Source organism: uncultured Thiohalocapsa sp. (assembly GCF_913062725.1).
GTDB lineage: Bacteria > Pseudomonadota > Gammaproteobacteria > Chromatiales > Chromatiaceae > Thiohalocapsa.
Map to the genome: position 1 here is coordinate 46,150 of NZ_CAJXWY010000020.1, position 17,352 is coordinate 63,501.

Here is a 17,352-nt window from a genome sequence, read left to right on the forward strand (position 1 = left end):
GAGCCGGACATTGACGCACGCTGGGTATATCCACGGTTTCAGCGATAGCGAGCGCCGCCGCCTGATCGCCCAGGCACAGCTGCTGGCGCAGCCGGTATTCGGTGGACTGGATTTCTCCGGCGACCGCAGTCTGCTCGAGGTCGGTTGCGCCGTGGGTGCCGAGCTGCACCTCATCGCACAACGGGCCCCGCAGCTGTCGCTGACCGGCCTGGATCTGAGTGCCACGCACTTGCGCGCCGGACACGCCTGGCTCAACCGGGCTGAGCGCATCCGCCTGGTTCAGGGCGACGCGCGCACTTTACCCTTCGCAGACGACAGCTTCGATGTCACGCTGACCATCTGGGTACTGGAGCACTTACGGGACCCCGCCGCCGTGGTCGGCGAGCTGTTGCGGGTCGTCAAACCCACGGGCAGGGTCATCCTGACCGAGGTGGACAACCGAACCTTTTGCTTCGACCCGACGCAACCCGCCATCAGCGCCTGGTGGGACGCGTTCAACCGCTGCCAGGCCGAGCTCGGCGGGGGCGATCCTTGCATCGGCGGCAAGTTGCGGCACATCGTGAGCGCCCTGGGTGCAGAGGTGCTGGCGGCCGAGCCCCGGCGCGTCATCAGCAGCGCTGATACGAGCCGCGCCCGGGCAGCGCAGCTGCGCTACCTGCGCGAGCTGTTGGCCTCGGGTGCAGAGCGGATGCTGGTCCATGGCTATGCGACACTCGAGATGCAGCACGCCATGGAGGCGGCATTCACGGCCGTACAGGCGCGGCGGGAGGTCGCCTTCCGGTACGGCGCGGTCAGACTGATTTGTCAAAAGCCGGCAGCGTAAGACGCTTTGCGGCGGTGCTTCGCGGGGCGCCCGGGGCGGGCACGCCCGCCCGCGCTAGAGCCCCATCTTTTCAAAAAAGTGCTTGACGCCGTCGAGCCAGCTGGTGGAGTGGGGGCTGTGGTGCTTGCCGCCGCTGGCCAGGGTGTCGTTCAATTCGCGCAGCAGTTCTTTCTGACGCTCGGTGAGATTCACCGGCGTCTCGACGATGACCCGGCAGATGAGGTCGCCGACGGGGCCACCGCGCACGGGCTTCACGCCCTTGCCGCGCATGCGGAACATCTTGCCCGTCTGGGTGCCCGCGGGGACCTTGAGCATCACCTTGCCGCTCAGGGTGGGTACTTCCATCTCGCCGCCCAGGGCCGCCGTGGCAAAGCTGATGGGCACCTCGCAGAACAGATGGCTCTCCTCACGCGTGAAGATGGGATGCTCCTGCACCATCACCTGCACGTAGAGGTCTCCCGGCGGACCGCCCTGCTCGCCGAGCTCGCCTTCGCCCGCCAGACGGATACGATCACCGGTGTCCACACCCGGCGGTACCTTGACGCTGAGGGTTTTCTCTTCGCGTAGTCGGCCGCTGCCACGACAGTGCCGGCAGGGCTCCTCGATGACGCTGCCGGTGCCGCGGCAGGTGGGGCAGGTCTGCTGGATGGAGAAGAAGCCCTGCTGCATGCGCACCTGGCCGTGGCCGTGACAGGTGCCGCACTCCTTCGGCTTGGTACCAGGCTTGGCGCCGCTACCGCCACAGTGATGGCATTCCACCGTGGTTGGGATTCTGATGCTGACGTCTTTGCCGGCGACCGCCTCTTCGAGGGTGAGCGACAGCTCGTAGCGCAGGTCGGTGCCACGGTGAGTGCGTCGTCCACCGGCACGGCCGCCAAAGATATCCCCGAAGACGTCGCCGAAGATATCCGAGAAACCGCCGGCGCCGAAGTCGCCGGGGCCGCCGCCGCCCTGTCCGCTGACGCCGGCATGGCCGAACTGGTCGTAAGCAGAGCGCTTGCGGGGGTCGGTGAGGATGTCGTGGGCCTCTTTGGCTTCCTTGAACTTGGTGAGGGCTTCGGCATCGTCCGGATTGCGATCCGGGTGGTACTTCATGGCCATCCGGCGGAAGGCTTTTTTGATGTCCTGCTCGCTGGCGTTTCGGCTCAGGCCGAGGACTTCGTAGTAATCGCGGGGCATCGGCGGGGTCCGGAAACTGACGTGTTATTGGGGTCTGGGCGCTATGGGGAGCGGGGCGGAGGCGTGTCGTTGATGCTTTGAGCGGGGACTCGGGGCGATCGGAGACTCGGGGGTCGTGCTGCCGCGTTGGCGTCGGCGCGCATCCGATGGGCGGCTAAGGCCCGAACCGTGCCGAATGGGGTGCGACGACGCTGCTCGTCGTCGGGCCTTGCGGACTCAGGCGACCGCCACCTCGCTGCAGACGGCCGCGAGGGCAGACAGATAATGACGCGTGCGCCCGAGGGCACACGCGCCTCCCGTGATGCCGACGCGATGGGCGCCCGCTTATTTCTTCTCGTCCTTCACCTCTTCGAACTCGGCGTCCACGACGTCGTCGGCGGCGCCACTATGCTCGCCGCCGGCAGCGCCCGTGGCGCCGCCGGATGGTCCGGCACCAGCCTCGGGTCCGCCCTGGCTTTGGGCATAGAGGCGCTCGGCCATCTTGGCGGAGGCATCACCGAGCTCCTTGGTCAGCGACTCGATGCGCTCCTGGTCCTCGCCCTGCATGGCCTCTTCGAGCGCCTTGATGGCGGTCTCGATCTTGTCCTTCTCGCCGGGCTCCAGCTTGTCTTCGCCGAGCTGCTCCAGGGACTTGCGCGTGGCGTGGATCATGCTGTCCGCCTGGTTGCGGGCGGCCACCAGCGCGTGGAACTTCTTGTCCTCTTCGGCGTGGGCCTCGGCGTCCTTGACCATGCGCTCGATCTCGTCGTCCGACAGGCCGGAGCTGGCCTTGATGACGATGGACTGCTCCTTGCCGGTGGCCTTGTCCTTGGCGGAGACGTTGAGGATGCCGTTGGCGTCGATGTCGAACTTGACTTCGATCTGCGGTACGCCGCGCGGTGCCGGCGGAATATCGGCGAGATCGAAGCGGCCCAGGGACTTATTGTCCATGGCCCGTTCGCGCTCGCCCTGGAGCACGTGCACCGTCACCGCGGTCTGGTTGTCATCGGCGGTGGAGAACACTTGGCTCGCGCTCGTGGGGATGGTGGTGTTCTTGTCGATGAGCTTGGTCATGATACCGCCGAGGGTCTCGATGCCGAGCGACAGGGGGGTCACGTCCAGCAGCAGCACGTCCTTGACGCCGCCCCCGAGCACACCACCCTGGATGGCGGCACCCACGGCCACCGCCTCATCGGGGTTGACGTCCTTGCGCGGGGCCTTGCCGAAGAACTCCTGGACCTTCTCCTGCACCTTGGGCATACGCGTCTGGCCGCCGACGAGAATGACCTCGTTGATCTCACCGGCGCCGACGCCCGCGTCCTTCAGTGCCGTGCGGCAGGGCGCGATGGTGCGATCGACGAGGTCTTCGACCAGAGACTCGAGCTTGGCCCGGGTGAGCTTCACGTTCAGGTGCTTCGGGCCGGTCTGGTCGGCCGTGATGTAGGGCAGGTTGATGTCGGTCTGCTGGCTGGCGGAGAGCTCGATCTTGGCCTTCTCGGCGGCCTCCTTCAGGCGCTGCAGGGCCAGCGGGTCGTTGCGCAGATCGAAGCCCTGCTCTTTCTGGAACACCTCCACCAGGTGGTCGATGATGCGCAGGTCGAAGTCCTCGCCACCCAGGAAGGTATCGCCGTTGGTGGACAGTACCTCGAACTGGTGCTCGCCCTCGATCTCGGCGATCTCGATGATGGAGATATCGAAGGTGCCACCGCCCAGATCGTAGACGGCGATCTTCTGATCCCCGCGCCGCTTGTCCATGCCGTAGGCGAGCGCCGCCGCGGTGGGCTCGTTGATGATGCGCTTGACCTCGAGGCCCGCAATGCGCCCGGCGTCTTTGGTGGCCTGGCGCTGGGAGTCGTTGAAGTAGGCCGGCACGGTGATGACGGCCTCGGAGACGGTTTCGCCCAGGTAGTCCTCGGCGGTTTTCTTCATCTTCTGCAGGACCTTCGCCGAGACCTCCGGCGGGGCCATTTTCTTACCGTTCACCTCCACCCAGGCATCGCCGTTGTCGGCCTTGACAATGTTGTAGGGCACCATCTCCTTGTCTTTGGAGACGATGTGGTCCTCGTAGCGGCGGCCGATGAGGCGCTTGATGGCGAACAGCGTATTGGTCGGGTTGGTCACCGCCTGACGCTTGGCGGACTGGCCAACCAGCACCTCGCCGTCATTGCTGAAGGCGACGATACTGGGTGTCGTGCGATCACCCTCGGCGTTCTCGATCACCTTCGGCTTGTCGCCTTCCATCACGGCGACGCAGGAGTTGGTGGTGCCAAGATCGATGCCGATGATTTTCCCCATGGTGTCTCTCCTAATTTGAACCTGATTGAAGCTGTGTTGTGCCCCCCGGCACGCGCCGTCAGAGGCCGAAACTGCGAGGGAGGTTGGGCAAAACCTTGAAATTCTCAAGCCTACTGCATGCCCCCGCGGAGTAAGCCTTGCAAGCGACCTGCGCCAGGTCAGCTGTGGCGGCGGTGCAGCGGGTCAGCGCCAAGCCCGGGTGGCCGACCAGCCCTCACAGGCGCCGGATCCAGCACCGATTCCAGCACCGGGCCCAGCACCGGACCCAGCACCGGCCACTGATCCGCCGGCTGCGGCATGAGCACTGCGCGCCACCCGCCTCAGGCCTGCGATGAGACCATCACCAACGCCGGACGCACGAGGCGTCCGTTCAGCGTGTATCCACTCTGGATGACGTTGGTGACGGTGTTCGCCGGCAGATCCGGGCGCGGCTGCATCGACATGGCCTGGTGATAATCCGGGTTGAAGGGCTCACCTTCCGGATCAACGCGCTCGACGCCGAATTTGCTCATGGTGTCGCTCAAGAGCTTGAGCGTCAGCTCGGTGCCCTCACGCAGCTTGGCGACATCGGCATCCGGCGCCTGGGCGGCGGCGTGGCCAAGCTCCAGACTGTCGCGCACCTGCAGCAGCTCTTTGATGAAGCCCTCCAGCGCAAACTTATGGGCGTTCTCCAGTTCCTTCGCCTGCCGGCGGCTCATATTCTCCATTTCGGCGCGGGTGCGCAGCAGCTGGTCGTGTGCCTGATCCGCCTTCGCGCGGGCATCTTCCAGCAGCATGTTGAGCTGCGCCGGATCTGCGGCCAGACCGGCGGTTGTCTCAGCGGCTGCACCGGGGACCGACTCGGCGGCCGGCGCAGACACTGACTCAGCGGTCGGCGGTGACGCGTCGATGCCTGCTTGCTCGCTCGCGGGCTGTGCCGCCGCAGCGTCGCTGGCGTCAGCTGGCGCCGGCTGCTGGGGCGCGACTGCTTCGTGCGCCTGCTCAGGCCGTGCCGCCGCGGTGTCGGTCTCGTTGTCGTGTTGGCGATCTCGCTCCGGATTCATGGTGTCTTCTCCAGGGACTGCCTCGCGTGGGCCTGCCTCTCCAAATGTGTGAATGCCAAAATATGAATGTCCGTGCACGCGCGAGTGTCGGCGGCGGACATTGCGTCCGATGCATTGACCTCCAGCGCGCCGGCGCCTGCCGCGCACCCGAGACTCGTCTCGGGCATGGCGTCAGCGCGACCGGACCTGCGCTGCGTCTGCGCAGGGTGGCCACGGCACACCCTGACCCGAGGGACGGTGCCGCCGCGTCAAGGCCTCCTGAGCGCTGCGGCCAGCAGCTTGGCGGTGACGTCCACCACCGGGATGACGCGTTGGTAGTCCATGCGCGTTGGGCCGATGACCCCGAGCACGCCCAGGATCTGATCCTCGACGCGATAGGTGGTGGTCACCAGACTGCAATCGTCGAGCAGCTCGAAGCCCGATTCCTGGCCGATGAAAATCTGCACGCCATCCGCCTCGATGCAGCGATCGAGCAGATCGAGGATCTGGCGCTTTTCGGTGAAGGCCTGAAACAGCGACTTCAAGCGCTCCATGCTCGCCAGCTCCTGGAATTCCAGCAGATTGGTCTGGCCGGCGATGAGCACGTCGTCTTCGTGCTCGGCGCCTTCCACCACCCGCTGCGCCATTTCCATAGCCCGCATCATCAGGGCATCCATGCGTTGATGTGTTGTCTTGAGGTCTTCGAGCAGCCGCCGGCGCACCTCGCGCATGTCGAGACCCGAGAACACCTCGGTCAGGTAGTTCGCTGCCTGCTGGAGATGGGACGCCGAGCATTCCTGCTCGGTGTGGATAATGCGGTTGTGCACCTCACCGTCGGCGGTGACCAGGATGGCCAGCACGCGGGTGCCGGAGAGCTTGAGGAATTCGATCTGGTGGAAGACTTCGCGCTCGTGCCGCGGCACCATCACCAGACCTGCCAGATGCGTCACGCCCGAAAGCAGGCGCGAGGCCGATTCGATGAGCACCTTGGACTCCCCGCCCGGCTCGAAGCCCGAGCGCATCCTGTTCATGAAGGCATCGTCGATGGGCGAGACGGTGAGCAGACTGTCGACGAAGAGCCGATAGCCTGAGACCGTGGGCACGCGTCCGGCCGAGGTATGCGGCGAGGCCACCAGCCCCAGCTCCTCGAGGTCGGACATGACGTTGCGCACGGTGGCCGGGCTCAAATCCAAGCCGGCGTCGCGGGCCAAAGTGCGCGAGCCGACCGGTTGCCCGTCGCGGATGTGGCGCTCGACCAGGGCCTTCAGGAAATGCAGCGCGCGCTCGCTGATCTGGCCACCGCCGGGGAGCGAGATCTTGGTATCACCGGTACGCGATTGACTGCTGTTGGGCATTGGAGTGGTCTGTTGTGTTGTCACGCCCGACGCCGGGGCGTCGCCGCGTCCGGGATGCGGGTAGCGAAAGCGAGGCCGCGGTTGAATCGCTGATGTCCACCGCGCCGTGCGCGCTGCGCGCGGAGCTTGGGCTGCGGCCGCCTGCGGACCAGTTCGCAGCCACCTGCGGATACCGCCGGTCGTGCAGCGCCACCCGCACGATCGTGCCCGCCGGACCTTGGCACGACCTCGCACCGCATCCACACATCCCGGCGGCCCGCCGGCATCGGCGTTTGGCAGATGGCAGCCGCGGCGCAGTCTTAGCACTCCGTATATCAGAGTGCTAACACCGCCAATCTAGGGCGCAGGCCGCCGGCTGTCAACCGCGTGCAAGCGCTGCACCAACCATGAACGGCCGGGTTCAGACACGCCTGGGCACGCATCGCGCCCGCATCGGCGGCGGGCAGGTCTTGATTTGGCGCGTGCGCGGGCGCGTGCTACCGTCGGCTGCGGCGTCGGTTGCCAGCGCCGGGCACCTGCGCCGGGCATGGGGGCGCCGGGGCGCCCCGTCGATGCCGTAGCGCGCGGCCACCCAGTGATCGAGACATGAACCAATTCCGAGTCGTTGGCATTGTCGGCAAGCAACACCAGGACGCGCAGCTGGCCGCCACCATCGCCCGACTGGCGGCGCATCTGTGCTGGCGCGGCCTGACGGTGCGTTTCGACCCGCAGGCGGCGGCGGCAGCCGAGGACGCCGTTGGCGGCGAGGCGGGTGCTGTGCTGGGCATCCCCGCGCTCGGCGCCGCCTGCGATCTGATCATCGTCGTCGGCGGCGACGGCACCCTGCTGCACGCCGCGCGCGAGCTGGCGCCGGCGGATGTGCCGCTGCTCGGCATCAACCTCGGACGCCTCGGCTTTCTGGTGGATATCTCGCCGGATCATCTCGAAGAACGCCTGGATCAGATCCTGGCCGGCGAGTATCGTGCCGATGCCCGCGCCATGCTCGAGGTGAGCACGGATGGCACCGAGGGCCGCGCCGTCAATGACATCGTCGTGCACAAATGGAACAGTGTGCGCATGATCGAGCTCGAAACCTGGGTCGATGGCGTCTTCGTCAATGCCCAGCGCTCGGACGGGGTCATCGTCTCCACCCCCACCGGCTCCACCGCCTACGCCCTCTCCGGCGGCGGCCCGCTGGTCCATCCGGGTTTGGACGCCCTCCTGTTGGTGCCCATCTGCCCGCATACCCTCAGCAACCGGCCGTTGGTCATCGGCGGTGACAGCAGCATCGAGCTGCGTATCCGCGACTACGCGCACGAGCAGGTACGCCTCACCTGCGACGGGCAGATCAATTTGCCCCTGGCGGAAGGCTATGCCATCCACATTCGCCGCAGCCGGCACCGACTGCGGCTCCTGCATCCGCGCGGTTACGATCATTTCAGCATCCTGCGCGCCAAGCTCGGCTGGGCCAGTGAGCACCGGGCGGATGGTGCGCGCTGACGCCGCGACGCGGGCAACAACGCGCCAGGTCACCGGCAACCGCAGCGCCGCTACGCAGACCCCAGGGCCCATGCTCACCTCCATCGCCATTCGCGACCTCGTCATCGTCAGCCACTTGGAGCTGACGCTCACCGGCGGCATGACCGCACTCACCGGCGAGACGGGTGCCGGTAAGTCCATCCTCATCGACGCCCTCGGACTCGCCCTGGGTGAGAAGGCAGACGCCGACATGATCCGCAGCGGCTGCGAGCGCGCCGAGGTGAGCGCGGCCTTCGATCTGGCGCGCTGCCCGCAGGCCCGGGACTGGCTCGCCGCGCAGGCGCTGGACGACGGCGACGAGTGCGTCATCCGTCGGGTGCTGGTGCGCGCCGGCCGTGCGCGCGCCTTCATCAATGGCCGCTCGGCGAGCGGCGCCCAGCTGCGCGCCCTGGGCGACCTGCTGGTGGATATCCACGGTCAGCATGCGCACCAATCCCTGCTGCGCCCCGCGGCCCAGCGCAGCTTGCTCGATGCCTATGGCGGCCACGGCGCGCAGGCCGCCGCGGTGGCCGAGCGCTACCGGCGCTGGCGCGCGCTCGACGACCGCCTCGCCGCGCTCGAGGCCGCCCGCGCGCAGCGCAGCGAGCGCATGGACCTGCTGCGCTTCCAGGTGCAGGAGCTGTCGGAGCTGGGCCTCGCCGATGGCGAGCTGGAGGCACTGGATGCGGAGCAGCACCGTCTCGCCAACCTCGGTCACCTCCAGGGCACGGCCGCGGCGCTGGTGGAGCAGCTCTACGAGGGCGAAGCCGCCCTGCGCGATCAGCTCGGACGCGCCGGCTCGGCACTCGCGGATCTCGCCGACATCGACACCCGCCTGCAAGAGACGCGCGAGCTCATCGACAGCGCCACCGTGCAGGTGGAGGAGGCGGCGGCGAACCTGCGCCAGTATCTGGACCACCTCGATATGGATCCCGAGCGGCTTACGGCGGTGGAATTACGCCTCGGTCATATCCACGACCTCGCACGCAAATACCGCATCCAGCCGGCGGCGCTGGGCGACACCCTCGCCGCGCGCCAGGCGGAGCTTGCGTCCCTGGAACAGGACGACAAAGACCTGGGCGCGCTGCAAGCGGACCGGGATGCGGCACGGCGCGAACTGCTCGACGCCGCCACGGTGCTGAGCGCGGCCCGGCGCAGCGCCGGCGAGCGCCTCGGCGCCGCGGTCGACAGCTTCATGCAGGAGCTCGGCATGGCCGGCGGACAATTCGCGGTGGCGGTGACGACGAGCGACCACGATCAGGTTGGCGCCCATGGGCTCGACGCCGTCGCCTTCCAGGTGAGCGCCAACCCAGGCCAGCCCCTGCAGCCGCTGGCCAAGGTCGCATCAGGTGGCGAGCTCTCGCGCATCAGCCTCGCCATTCAGGTGGCGACCGCCGCCCTCGGCGGCATCCCGACACTGGTGTTCGACGAGGTGGATGTAGGCATCGGCGGCGGCGTCGCCGCGATCGTCGGCCGCCTGCTGCGCCGCCTGGGGGAGGCCCGCCAGACACTCTGCGTCACTCACTTACCGCAGGTGGCCGCCCAGGCCCACCAGCAGCTGCGGGTGCGCAAGCAGGCCATCGACGGCCAGACCTACACCGACATCGCCCCGCTCGCCGATGACGCCCGCGTGGACGAGATCGCGCGCATGCTCGGTGGCACGGCGATCACCGATACCACCCTGGCCCACGCGGCAGAGCTGCTGCGCGCGGCGGGCTAGTGCACCGCAGGCATCATTCATCGTCAATCTGCGCATTCGCAGCGCGCTGACACTGAGGTCGTACCACTATGAACCCATCTCGCGGCATCGCCGCCGGCGCCGTTCCCGCGCTCATCCTGGGCGCGTTTGTCTGCGCCGGTCTCATCGGGCTCGGCTACTGGGCTACCCAGGGCGCGCTTGCGGTCAAGGGGCTCGAGCGCAGCGTCACCGTCAAGGGCCTCGCCGAGCGCGAGGTGCCGGCGGATATCGCCATCTGGCCAATCACCTTCACCGAGGTCGACAACGACGTCGCCGCCCTATACGACAGCGTGCAGCGCCAGACCACGCTGGTGCTGGATTTCCTTGCGGAGCAGGGCTTCACGGCGGACGCCATCAGCACGGCACCGCCGTCGATCATCGACCGCCAAGCGCAGGGTTACGCCAATGCCGCACAGCTACCCTTCCGCTACACGGCCACCGCCACCATCACCGTCTATACCCGTGACATCGAGCGGGTGCGCGACGCCATGACCCGCCTGGCGAGCCTGGGCCAACGGGGAATCACCATTATCAGTGCCGGCGGCACCGCACAGTTTCTATTCACCGGGCTCAACGACCTCAAGCCGGCGATGATCGAAGCCGCCACCCGCAACGCCCGCGAGGTCGCCGACAAGTTCGCCGCCGACTCCGACAGCCGCCTCGGTAAGATCCGCCGCGCGAGCCAGGGCCTGTTCAGCATCGCCGATCGCGACAGCAATACGCCCTATATCAAGAAAGTGCGTGTGGTCTCCACGGTGGAGTACTACCTGTCGGACTGAGCGCTTCCCGCCAGCAGGGCCCCCGCCGCCTGACGACGGCACGCGAGCCGCCGCCTTGGCCGGCGGCGACCAGCGCCGGTGCCCCCGGAGCCTCGTGATAGCCACCATGGCCAGCGCACACGTCACACACCGGCATCTGCGGCAGACCTTGGGCAGCGGGCTGTGGCTCGTCGGTGCGGCCTATCTCGTGGCCGCGCTGGTGGGGCTGCCGCTGTTCGCTGACGGCGCTTATTACTATCTCAAGCTCGCCGTCGATGGTGATCTGCTGCTGCCGAACCTGCGCGTCACGGCGGTGCTGCCGCAGCTGCCCGCCTGGATTGCGGTCCGTTGGGGCCTGGACGCCGTGGCGGTGCGCCATGCCTTCGCCATCGGCTATCAGGCCCTGCCCTGGCTGTCGCTCCTGGCCTGCTGGCTGATCGTGCGCCGCCGGCAGCCGGCGCTGCTGGTGTTCCCGCTGCTGGGTGCGCTGGCCAATCTGATCAATTTCTCCGCCGTCTCGGAACTGCTGAGCAGCCTCTATCTCACCTGGCCGCTGGCCCTGGCCATGGCGCTGGCGCCGCAGCGCACCTGGGTACGCTGGTATGCCCTGGCGGCGGGGCCGCTGTTGCTGGGGCTGCATCCAATGGCCTTCGTCCCCGCCGCCGCGCTCGCCGCCGGCGCCGGCATCATCGCCTGGCAGGTGCCGATGCAACGCGGTCCCTGGCGCCGTCTCGGCCTCTGGCTGGCCTTATTCGCCGCCCTGCGTCTGCTCTGGACCATCGTTGGTGCCAACGCCTACGAGCGCGGCAATCTGACGCCGGGCGGCATGGCCTGGTACCTGCTCACGGAGACCTGGGGCCAGCATCTGCTGTTGGCCACGGTGGTGCTGGCGGCAGTGCTGGGCGCCTGGGTGCTGTGGCGCCGCGCGCAGGGGGCGGCGGCGGCGGTTGCCACGACGCTCTTCACCACCTGCTGCCTGCTGGCGCTGGCCGCCGCCCTCGCCACCGCGGTGGAGTTTCTGCTCGGCGACGGCATCAAGCTCAAGGCGGCGCTGGTCTTCGTTGCGCAGCTCGGCCTGATGGCCCTGGCGTTCGCCTGCATCCGACTCACCAGCCCCGACACCACCACGCCGGGCGCGGATAGCTCAGCGACCTTACCGACGGGGCCCATGCGCTGGCTGCTGGCGGCCATGCTGGTGCTGATACTGGCCAAGTCTGCGGCCTGGTGGACGGCGACACGCAACCTGCAAACGGTGATCGCCGCCACGGATGCGCACTGCATCGCCTTCGGACCCGAAATCCCCTATGGCCTGCAATGGCCCTGGATGCAGGTGATCGACGACTGGGCGACGCCGATGCATGCGCTGGCCTTCCGTCCGCGGGTGCCCACCGCCGCCGGCGTTGCACCCGTGGCGCTGCTGCTGCCCGATGACGGCTGCGCGGTGCTGGCACGCACGGGCGCGGTCAACCTAACCTCCTGGCTCACCCGGGACTTCGCCACCCTGGATGCCGTCTTCGGGCCGCTGCGGCGCCCGCGCGCCGATGCCGCTGTCTCGCCGGTGGACGCCGCCCTGGCCACCGGCAACCGCAGCCTGCTACTGCCGCTGCGCGAAGAAATTGCCGATGAGCTGCTTCAGCCACGCCGCCTCGGCGCTGAGCACACCGTGGCGGGGGGACGCCGAAAGCGCCCGGGCGAGGGCCTCACTGTGGGCGCGGCGCGCCGCAGCGATCTCCGCGAGGCGTGCCTGCAGTGGTGCATTGGCGGCGAGGATGGGGGCGAACCCGGCCTTCGGAATCTCGATGAGGCGGACGTTGCTGGCTGCTCTGGCGGTGGAGTAACGCGTCTCGCCGGTGAGCATGGAGCGCTCGCCGAAGCACTGCCCGGTGCCCAGACGCTCGATTTCTTTCATCTCGCCCTCGATGCGCCGGCTCAGGACCACGATACCGGTGGCGATGACGAACATGGAGTCGCCCGCCTCACCCTGCTCGACAATGCCCTCCCCCGCACCGATCTCCTGCGGCACGAGTCCGTCGGCCAGCGCCGCGATCTCGTCGTCCGACAGCGGCGTGAAGACAGCGACGTTGCGCAATACCTCCGGCACGCTCGGCAGTGAGGCCACCGGTGCATCGCCGCGACGGGCATCGATCTGATACGTCACCGCCGCCGGCGTGATGCCGGCGTCCTGGAGGCGCGCATGGATGGCCAGGAACAATTCGTCGAGTGCCGCATGCCGCCAGAGATAATCCGGAAAGTGCACGAACACCATGTACCGGCACGGCCGGCCCGGATCGCACAGATAAACCAGCGGCGCCGGGTTCTGCAAGACCCGGCGGCAACCGAGCGCCGCCTTCAGCAGCAGCTCGCGCACCAGCAACGGTGAGATCTCGCAGCTCACCGCCAGCTCGAACCAGTAGGCGTAGATCTTGGTGGGGCGCTGATAGTTGTGGACCGTGGCGGTGGCGGCCTTCTTGTTGGGCACCACATAGAGACTGGCATGCCAGGAGCGGATGCGTGTGGAGCGCCAGGTGATGTCCACCACCTCACCGAGGGTGCCGTCATCGAGCTCCACCCAATCGCCAACGCGGTAGGGCTGGTCGATACCGATGGCCACGCCGGAGAAGAAATCACCGATGGTGTTCTGCATGGCAACGCCGAGCAAACCGGCCACCAGCCCCGTGGAGATCAACACCGCGCCGGTGTCCAGCTGCAGGATATCGCTCAGCACCACCAGCAGTGTGATGCTGTAGATCACCGTGGAGGCGGCGCCTTGGATCACGCCGGGGGCGGCGCTGCCCGTGAGGCGGATATAGGCGTCCTCCCAGAGGAACAGGCGCAGCCCGCGGTCGATGAGCAAGGCAACGGCCGCGGAGAACAGCACGGTGGTCGCCCAGGCCGCATAACGGGCGAGGCCATCCGCCGTCGCCTGCGCCAAGCGTGCCGTCAACGCATCCCCGGCCAGCAGCAGCGGCGGCAGCAGCACCACCCCGAGCAGCCAGAGTAGCTTGCGACTGACCCTGTCCCGCTTCGGCCCCTCAGGCACCGGCCTCTTCGCGCTCGCGCCGCTGCAGTTCCCACATGGCGGCATAGACACCGCCCTCGGCGAGCAGCCGGCTGTGGCTGCCGTGCTCGATGATGCGCCCGGCATCCATCACCAGGATGCGGTCGGCGTCGACGATGGTGGACAGGCGGTGGGCGATGGCCAGCGTGGTGTGGTGCGCCGCCACCTCGGCCAGGGTTTGCTGGATGGCCTGCTCGGTCTGGCTGTCCAGCGAAGACGTGGCTTCGTCGAACACCATGATGCGCGGGCGCTTGAGAATGGCCCGGGCGATGGCGATACGCTGCTTCTCGCCGCCGGAGAGCTTGAGGCCGCGCTCGCCGACGATGGTGTCCCAACCCTCGGGCAGCGCCTCGATGAACGTGCGGATGTGGGCGAGCTCGGCGGCCTGCTCCAACTCCTCGAAAGGTGCCTGCGGACACCCGTAGGCGAGGTTGTAGCGGATGCTGTCGTTGAACAGCACCGTGTCCTGGGGGACGATGCCGATGGCCGCGCGCAGGCTCTCCTGGGTGACGCCGCGGATGTCCTGGCCGTCGATGAGGATACGACCGCCGCTGACGTCGTAGGAGCGGAACAGGAGCCGGGCCAGGGTGGATTTGCCGGCGCCGCTGTGGCCGACGACGGCGACCTTCTCGCCGGGCTCCAGCGGGAAGTCCACATCGCGCAGGATCGCCCGCTCGGGCGTGTAGTGGAAGTCCACATGCTCGAAGCGCACCCCACCACGGCTGAGCTTGAGCGCCGGGGCGCCGGGCTCGTCTTCGATCTCGGGCTCGCGCTCCAGCAGCTTGAACACCAGATCCATGTCCGCCAGCGCGTACTTGAGCTGGCGGTAGACGATGCCCAGGAACCCGAGCGGAATGAAGAGCTGGAGCATGAACGCGTTCACCAGCACCAGATCGCCGATGGTCATGCTGCCGGTCACCACGCCGTTGGCCGCGAAGAACATGATCACGGTGACGCCGAGGGCGATGATGCTGCCCTGGCCGAAGTTCAGCAGCGACATGGAGCTTTGACTCTTGACGGCATACGCCTCCCACTCGCTCAGGGTGCCGTCGTAGCGATCCAGCTCCATGCGCTCGTTGCCGAAGTACTTCACCGTCTCGTAGTTGAGCAGGCTGTCGAAGGCCTGGGTATTGGCCTGGCTGTCGAGCACGTTCATGCGCCGGCGATAGTCCATGCGCCACTCGGTGATGGCGAAGGTGAAGGCGACGTAGACGGCCACCGTGCCGAAGGTCGCCAGCGTGAAGACGATGGCATACTTGCTCAGCAGCACGACGGCCACCAGCGTGAACTCCACCAGCACCGGAATCACGCTGAACACCAGATAGTTCATGATGGTGGACACCGAGCGCGTGCCCCGCTCCAGGTCGCGGCTCACGGCGCCGCTCTGGCGCTCCAGGTGATAGCGCAGCGAGAGCTTGTGCAAATGCTCCAGCACCCGGGTGGAGAGCCGGCGCATGGCGCGATAGCGGACCCGCGCGAAGATCACGTCCCGCAGCTCGTTGAACAGCGAGCCCGCGAGCTTCAGCACGCCATAGGCCAGCAGCAACGACACCGGCAGCACCAGCATCTGCGCCTGCGCGTCCTCGAAGGCGTCCACGATGTCCTTCAGCACGATGGGCACGCCGACGTTGGCGAATTTGGCCAGCACCAGGCAGCCGAGCGCCAACGCCGCCCGCCCGCGGAACTCCCACAGGAAGGGCAGCATGCCGCGCAGGTTGTGCCAGTCGCGGCGGTCGTTGTGGATGGTTTCGGTGGCGTGGATACGATTGACCATGGCGATGGCTGGCGCGAACGGCTGGCTCAAACGGCGGGCTGGGCCACCAGAGTAACGAGTTTTGGGGGGCGCGTGTCGAGCGGGCGCCTGTCGAGGCCGTGATTTCGACGCCGCCCGTCTTGCCCCCAGCCTTGTCCCCAGTCTTGCCCCCAGACCCCTGCGTCCTCAGGCGCAGGGCCATTGCTCGGTTCAGACACCACGATTGAGAGCGGTGCCGGGCAACCCAACTTCGCCAAGTTGTCGACCACGGAGCACAGACCATGGCACGCGATCCCAACGAACCCATGCCGGACGGCAGCGGCTGCGCGCTGCAGGAGCCCTTTGCGCTGCAGGTGCTGGGGCCAGACATGGAGCCCGAATTCCCGGACAAGTGCATCGTCATCATCGAGCCCACCGAGGTCTGTCGCAGCGGCATGTATGTCTTCGCAGAGGTCGAAGGGGTGCGCTGGTTCCGCCAGTACCTGCGCGACGGCCAGGGCCGCGAGCGGCTGGTGGCGCTGAACGAGACCTTCCCGGCCATCGACCTGAACGGCCTCGACTGGAAGGTGCTGGGCGTCATCATCCAGCGCAACATCCGGCGCAGGATCAAGACCTACGCGTACGCAGACGGCCTGAGCAATCAGCCCCAAAGCGGTGCCCGGGCCGTGGATATCACCGCCTCGTGAAACGCTGCAACCGGGTCAACATCCGACGCCCGCCCACCACGGCCGCTGGTCGGCCGCCGCGCCGCTATCGCTCTGCCGGCATGCTGACCGCCCTGCCTGCAATGGCTGTCATCGCCGTGCTGCTCATGGGCTGTCAGCAAGCGCAGCAGAGCGACGACAGCACCGCCGACGCACCGCCTCGGGAGCGCCCCGGCCACCTGGTGACCACCGTGGTGACCGAGCGCGCGCCCGTCTCCACCCAGCACGAGCGCCCCGGCACCCTGCGCCTGCGGCGGCTGGTGCGGCTCTACGCCGAAGAGGAAGGGCGCATCAAAGCGCTCGACGTGTTCGAGGGCGATCAGGTCGCGCGCGATCAGCTGCTGGTGCGCCTGGAGGACGACGTGCTGCGCGCCGAACTCGACAAGGCGCGGGCGACGCTGGCGCAGGAGCGCCTCGACCTGAAGCGCTTCGAAGACCTGGCCAAGCGCAACGCCGCCTCCCAGGATGACCTCGCCCAGGCGCGCACGGCGCTCGCGCTGGCGGAGGCCGACCTGAAGCTGCTGGAGATCAGGCTCGCAGACACCCGCATCACCGCCCCCTTCGGCGGCATCATCACCGAGCGTCTGGCCGAGCCCGGCGACTTCGTCACCAAGAACACCCAGCTGCTCACCCTGGCCGATCCGGCGTCGCTGGTGGCGGAGGTCTACGTCTCTGAGCTGGTGCTGCCCTACATCAGCGTAGGCGATCCGGCGCGCATTCGTATCGATGCCCTCGGCGGCCGGCTGTTCGACGGGGAGATTCTGCGCATCCACCCCACCCTGTCGGAAGCCAACCGTCAGGCGAAGGTAGAGATCCGCTTCGAGGCGATCCCCGAGGGCGCCCGCGCCGGCCAGTTCGTGCGCGCACAGCTGGCCACCGCCGCCGTCGCCCGGCTCCTGGTGCCCTTCCGGGCCCTGCGCCAGGACCGCGATGGGCAATTCGTCTGGGTGATGGACGCCGCCGGCGAGGCGGCCCGCCGCCCGGTACGCACCGGCATGCGCATCGCCGATCAGGTGGACATCCTCGACGGCCTGGAGGCGGGTGCGCGGGTGGTCACCCGCGGCTTCCTCGGCATTGCCGAGGGCAAGCCGCTCACCCGCGTGGACGACGACCCGGGCCAGGCGATGGCAACACCGGATGCCACCTCCGCGCGCGTGGAGATGTCAACTGATGCTTGATGCCTTGCTGTAG

The 17,352-nt window shown here is 67.8% G+C and carries 12 protein-coding genes; 6 read left to right on the top strand and 6 right to left on the bottom strand.

From position 1 onward, the window contains the following. Positions 1-10 precede the first annotated feature (10 nt). Complete coding sequence (locus QZ588_RS07605) at positions 11-823, top strand: methyltransferase domain-containing protein (protein ID WP_295541413.1); 813 nt, start codon at positions 11-13, stop codon at positions 821-823. A gap of 54 nt (positions 824-877) precedes the next feature. On the opposite strand, the gene dnaJ is transcribed toward QZ588_RS07605, so the two are convergent. The 4 genes from dnaJ to hrcA form a co-directional block, all read right to left on the bottom strand. Then, positions 878-2,002 carry a molecular chaperone DnaJ gene (gene dnaJ / locus QZ588_RS07610; protein ID WP_295541415.1) on the bottom strand — a complete coding sequence of 375 codons (1,125 nt, stop codon included), beginning with the start codon at positions 2,000-2,002 and terminating at the stop codon, positions 878-880. A 324-nt stretch (positions 2,003-2,326) separates the two neighbouring features. Then, positions 2,327-4,276, bottom strand: a complete 1,950-nt coding sequence (gene dnaK, locus QZ588_RS07615; protein ID WP_295541417.1) for a molecular chaperone DnaK — start codon at positions 4,274-4,276, stop codon at positions 2,327-2,329. 320 nt (positions 4,277-4,596) lie between these two features. After that, the gene (gene grpE / locus QZ588_RS07620) at positions 4,597-5,319 is read right to left on the bottom strand and encodes a nucleotide exchange factor GrpE (protein ID WP_295541419.1); all 723 of its coding nucleotides are present in this window, start codon (positions 5,317-5,319) and stop codon (positions 4,597-4,599) included. Positions 5,320-5,567: 248 nt separating this feature from the next. Continuing rightward, positions 5,568-6,653 (bottom strand): heat-inducible transcriptional repressor HrcA, encoded by a 1,086-nt coding sequence (gene hrcA / locus QZ588_RS07625; protein WP_295541421.1) that lies wholly within the window; start codon positions 6,651-6,653, stop codon positions 5,568-5,570. A 585-nt stretch (positions 6,654-7,238) separates the two neighbouring features. On the opposite strand from hrcA, the gene QZ588_RS07630 reads away from it, so the two are divergent. The 3 genes from QZ588_RS07630 to QZ588_RS07640 all read left to right on the top strand — a co-directional run bounded on the left by QZ588_RS07630 (position 7,239) and on the right by QZ588_RS07640 (position 10,667). Further along, positions 7,239-8,132: an NAD(+) kinase gene (locus QZ588_RS07630; protein WP_295541423.1), complete on the top strand. Its 894-nt coding sequence runs from the start codon at positions 7,239-7,241 to the stop codon at positions 8,130-8,132. Positions 8,133-8,202: 70 nt separating this feature from the next. After that, positions 8,203-9,870, top strand: a complete 1,668-nt coding sequence (gene recN / locus QZ588_RS07635) for a DNA repair protein RecN (protein ID WP_295541425.1) — start codon at positions 8,203-8,205, stop codon at positions 9,868-9,870. A 68-nt stretch (positions 9,871-9,938) separates the two neighbouring features. Next, the gene (locus tag QZ588_RS07640) at positions 9,939-10,667 is read left to right on the top strand and encodes an SIMPL domain-containing protein (RefSeq protein WP_295541427.1); all 729 of its coding nucleotides are present in this window, start codon (positions 9,939-9,941) and stop codon (positions 10,665-10,667) included. A 1,573-nt stretch (positions 10,668-12,240) separates the two neighbouring features. Here the strand turns inward: QZ588_RS07640 and QZ588_RS07645 are convergent. Continuing rightward, positions 12,241-13,686 carry a mechanosensitive ion channel family protein gene (locus tag QZ588_RS07645; protein WP_295541428.1) on the bottom strand — a complete coding sequence of 482 codons (1,446 nt, stop codon included), beginning with the start codon at positions 13,684-13,686 and terminating at the stop codon, positions 12,241-12,243. Further along, complete coding sequence (locus tag QZ588_RS07650) at positions 13,679-15,478, bottom strand: ABC transporter ATP-binding protein/permease (protein WP_295541440.1); 1,800 nt, start codon at positions 15,476-15,478, stop codon at positions 13,679-13,681. Before QZ588_RS07650 ends, QZ588_RS07645 begins: the two co-directional genes overlap by 8 nt. Before the next feature lie 260 nt (positions 15,479-15,738). Here QZ588_RS07650 and QZ588_RS07655 point away from each other — a divergent pair, with 260 nt between their 5' ends. Further along, positions 15,739-16,143 (top strand): S24 family peptidase, encoded by a 405-nt coding sequence (locus tag QZ588_RS07655; protein WP_295541431.1) that lies wholly within the window; start codon positions 15,739-15,741, stop codon positions 16,141-16,143. An 80-nt stretch (positions 16,144-16,223) separates the two neighbouring features. Next, the gene (locus QZ588_RS07660) at positions 16,224-17,339 is read left to right on the top strand and encodes an efflux RND transporter periplasmic adaptor subunit (protein ID WP_295541433.1); all 1,116 of its coding nucleotides are present in this window, start codon (positions 16,224-16,226) and stop codon (positions 17,337-17,339) included. Positions 17,340-17,352: the final 13 nt, after the last annotated feature.

Excerpts from the sequence above, each read along its gene's own strand:
- dnaJ (WP_295541415.1), bottom strand. The coding sequence starts at position 2,002 with ATGCCCCGCGATTACTACGAAGTCCTCGGCCTGAGCCGAAACGCCAGC.
- dnaK (WP_295541417.1), bottom strand. The coding sequence starts at position 4,276 with ATGGGGAAAATCATCGGCATCGATCTTGGCACCACCAACTCCTGCGTC.
- grpE (WP_295541419.1), bottom strand. The coding sequence starts at position 5,319 with ATGAATCCGGAGCGAGATCGCCAACACGACAACGAGACCGACACCGCG.
- hrcA (WP_295541421.1), bottom strand. The coding sequence starts at position 6,653 with ATGCCCAACAGCAGTCAATCGCGTACCGGTGATACCAAGATCTCGCTC.
- QZ588_RS07630 (WP_295541423.1), top strand. The coding sequence starts at position 7,239 with ATGAACCAATTCCGAGTCGTTGGCATTGTCGGCAAGCAACACCAGGAC.
- recN (WP_295541425.1), top strand. The coding sequence starts at position 8,203 with ATGCTCACCTCCATCGCCATTCGCGACCTCGTCATCGTCAGCCACTTG.
- QZ588_RS07640 (WP_295541427.1), top strand. The coding sequence starts at position 9,939 with ATGAACCCATCTCGCGGCATCGCCGCCGGCGCCGTTCCCGCGCTCATC.
- QZ588_RS07650 (WP_295541440.1), bottom strand. The coding sequence starts at position 15,478 with ATGGTCAATCGTATCCACGCCACCGAAACCATCCACAACGACCGCCGC.
- QZ588_RS07655 (WP_295541431.1), top strand. The coding sequence starts at position 15,739 with ATGGCACGCGATCCCAACGAACCCATGCCGGACGGCAGCGGCTGCGCG.
- QZ588_RS07660 (WP_295541433.1), top strand. The coding sequence starts at position 16,224 with ATGCTGACCGCCCTGCCTGCAATGGCTGTCATCGCCGTGCTGCTCATG.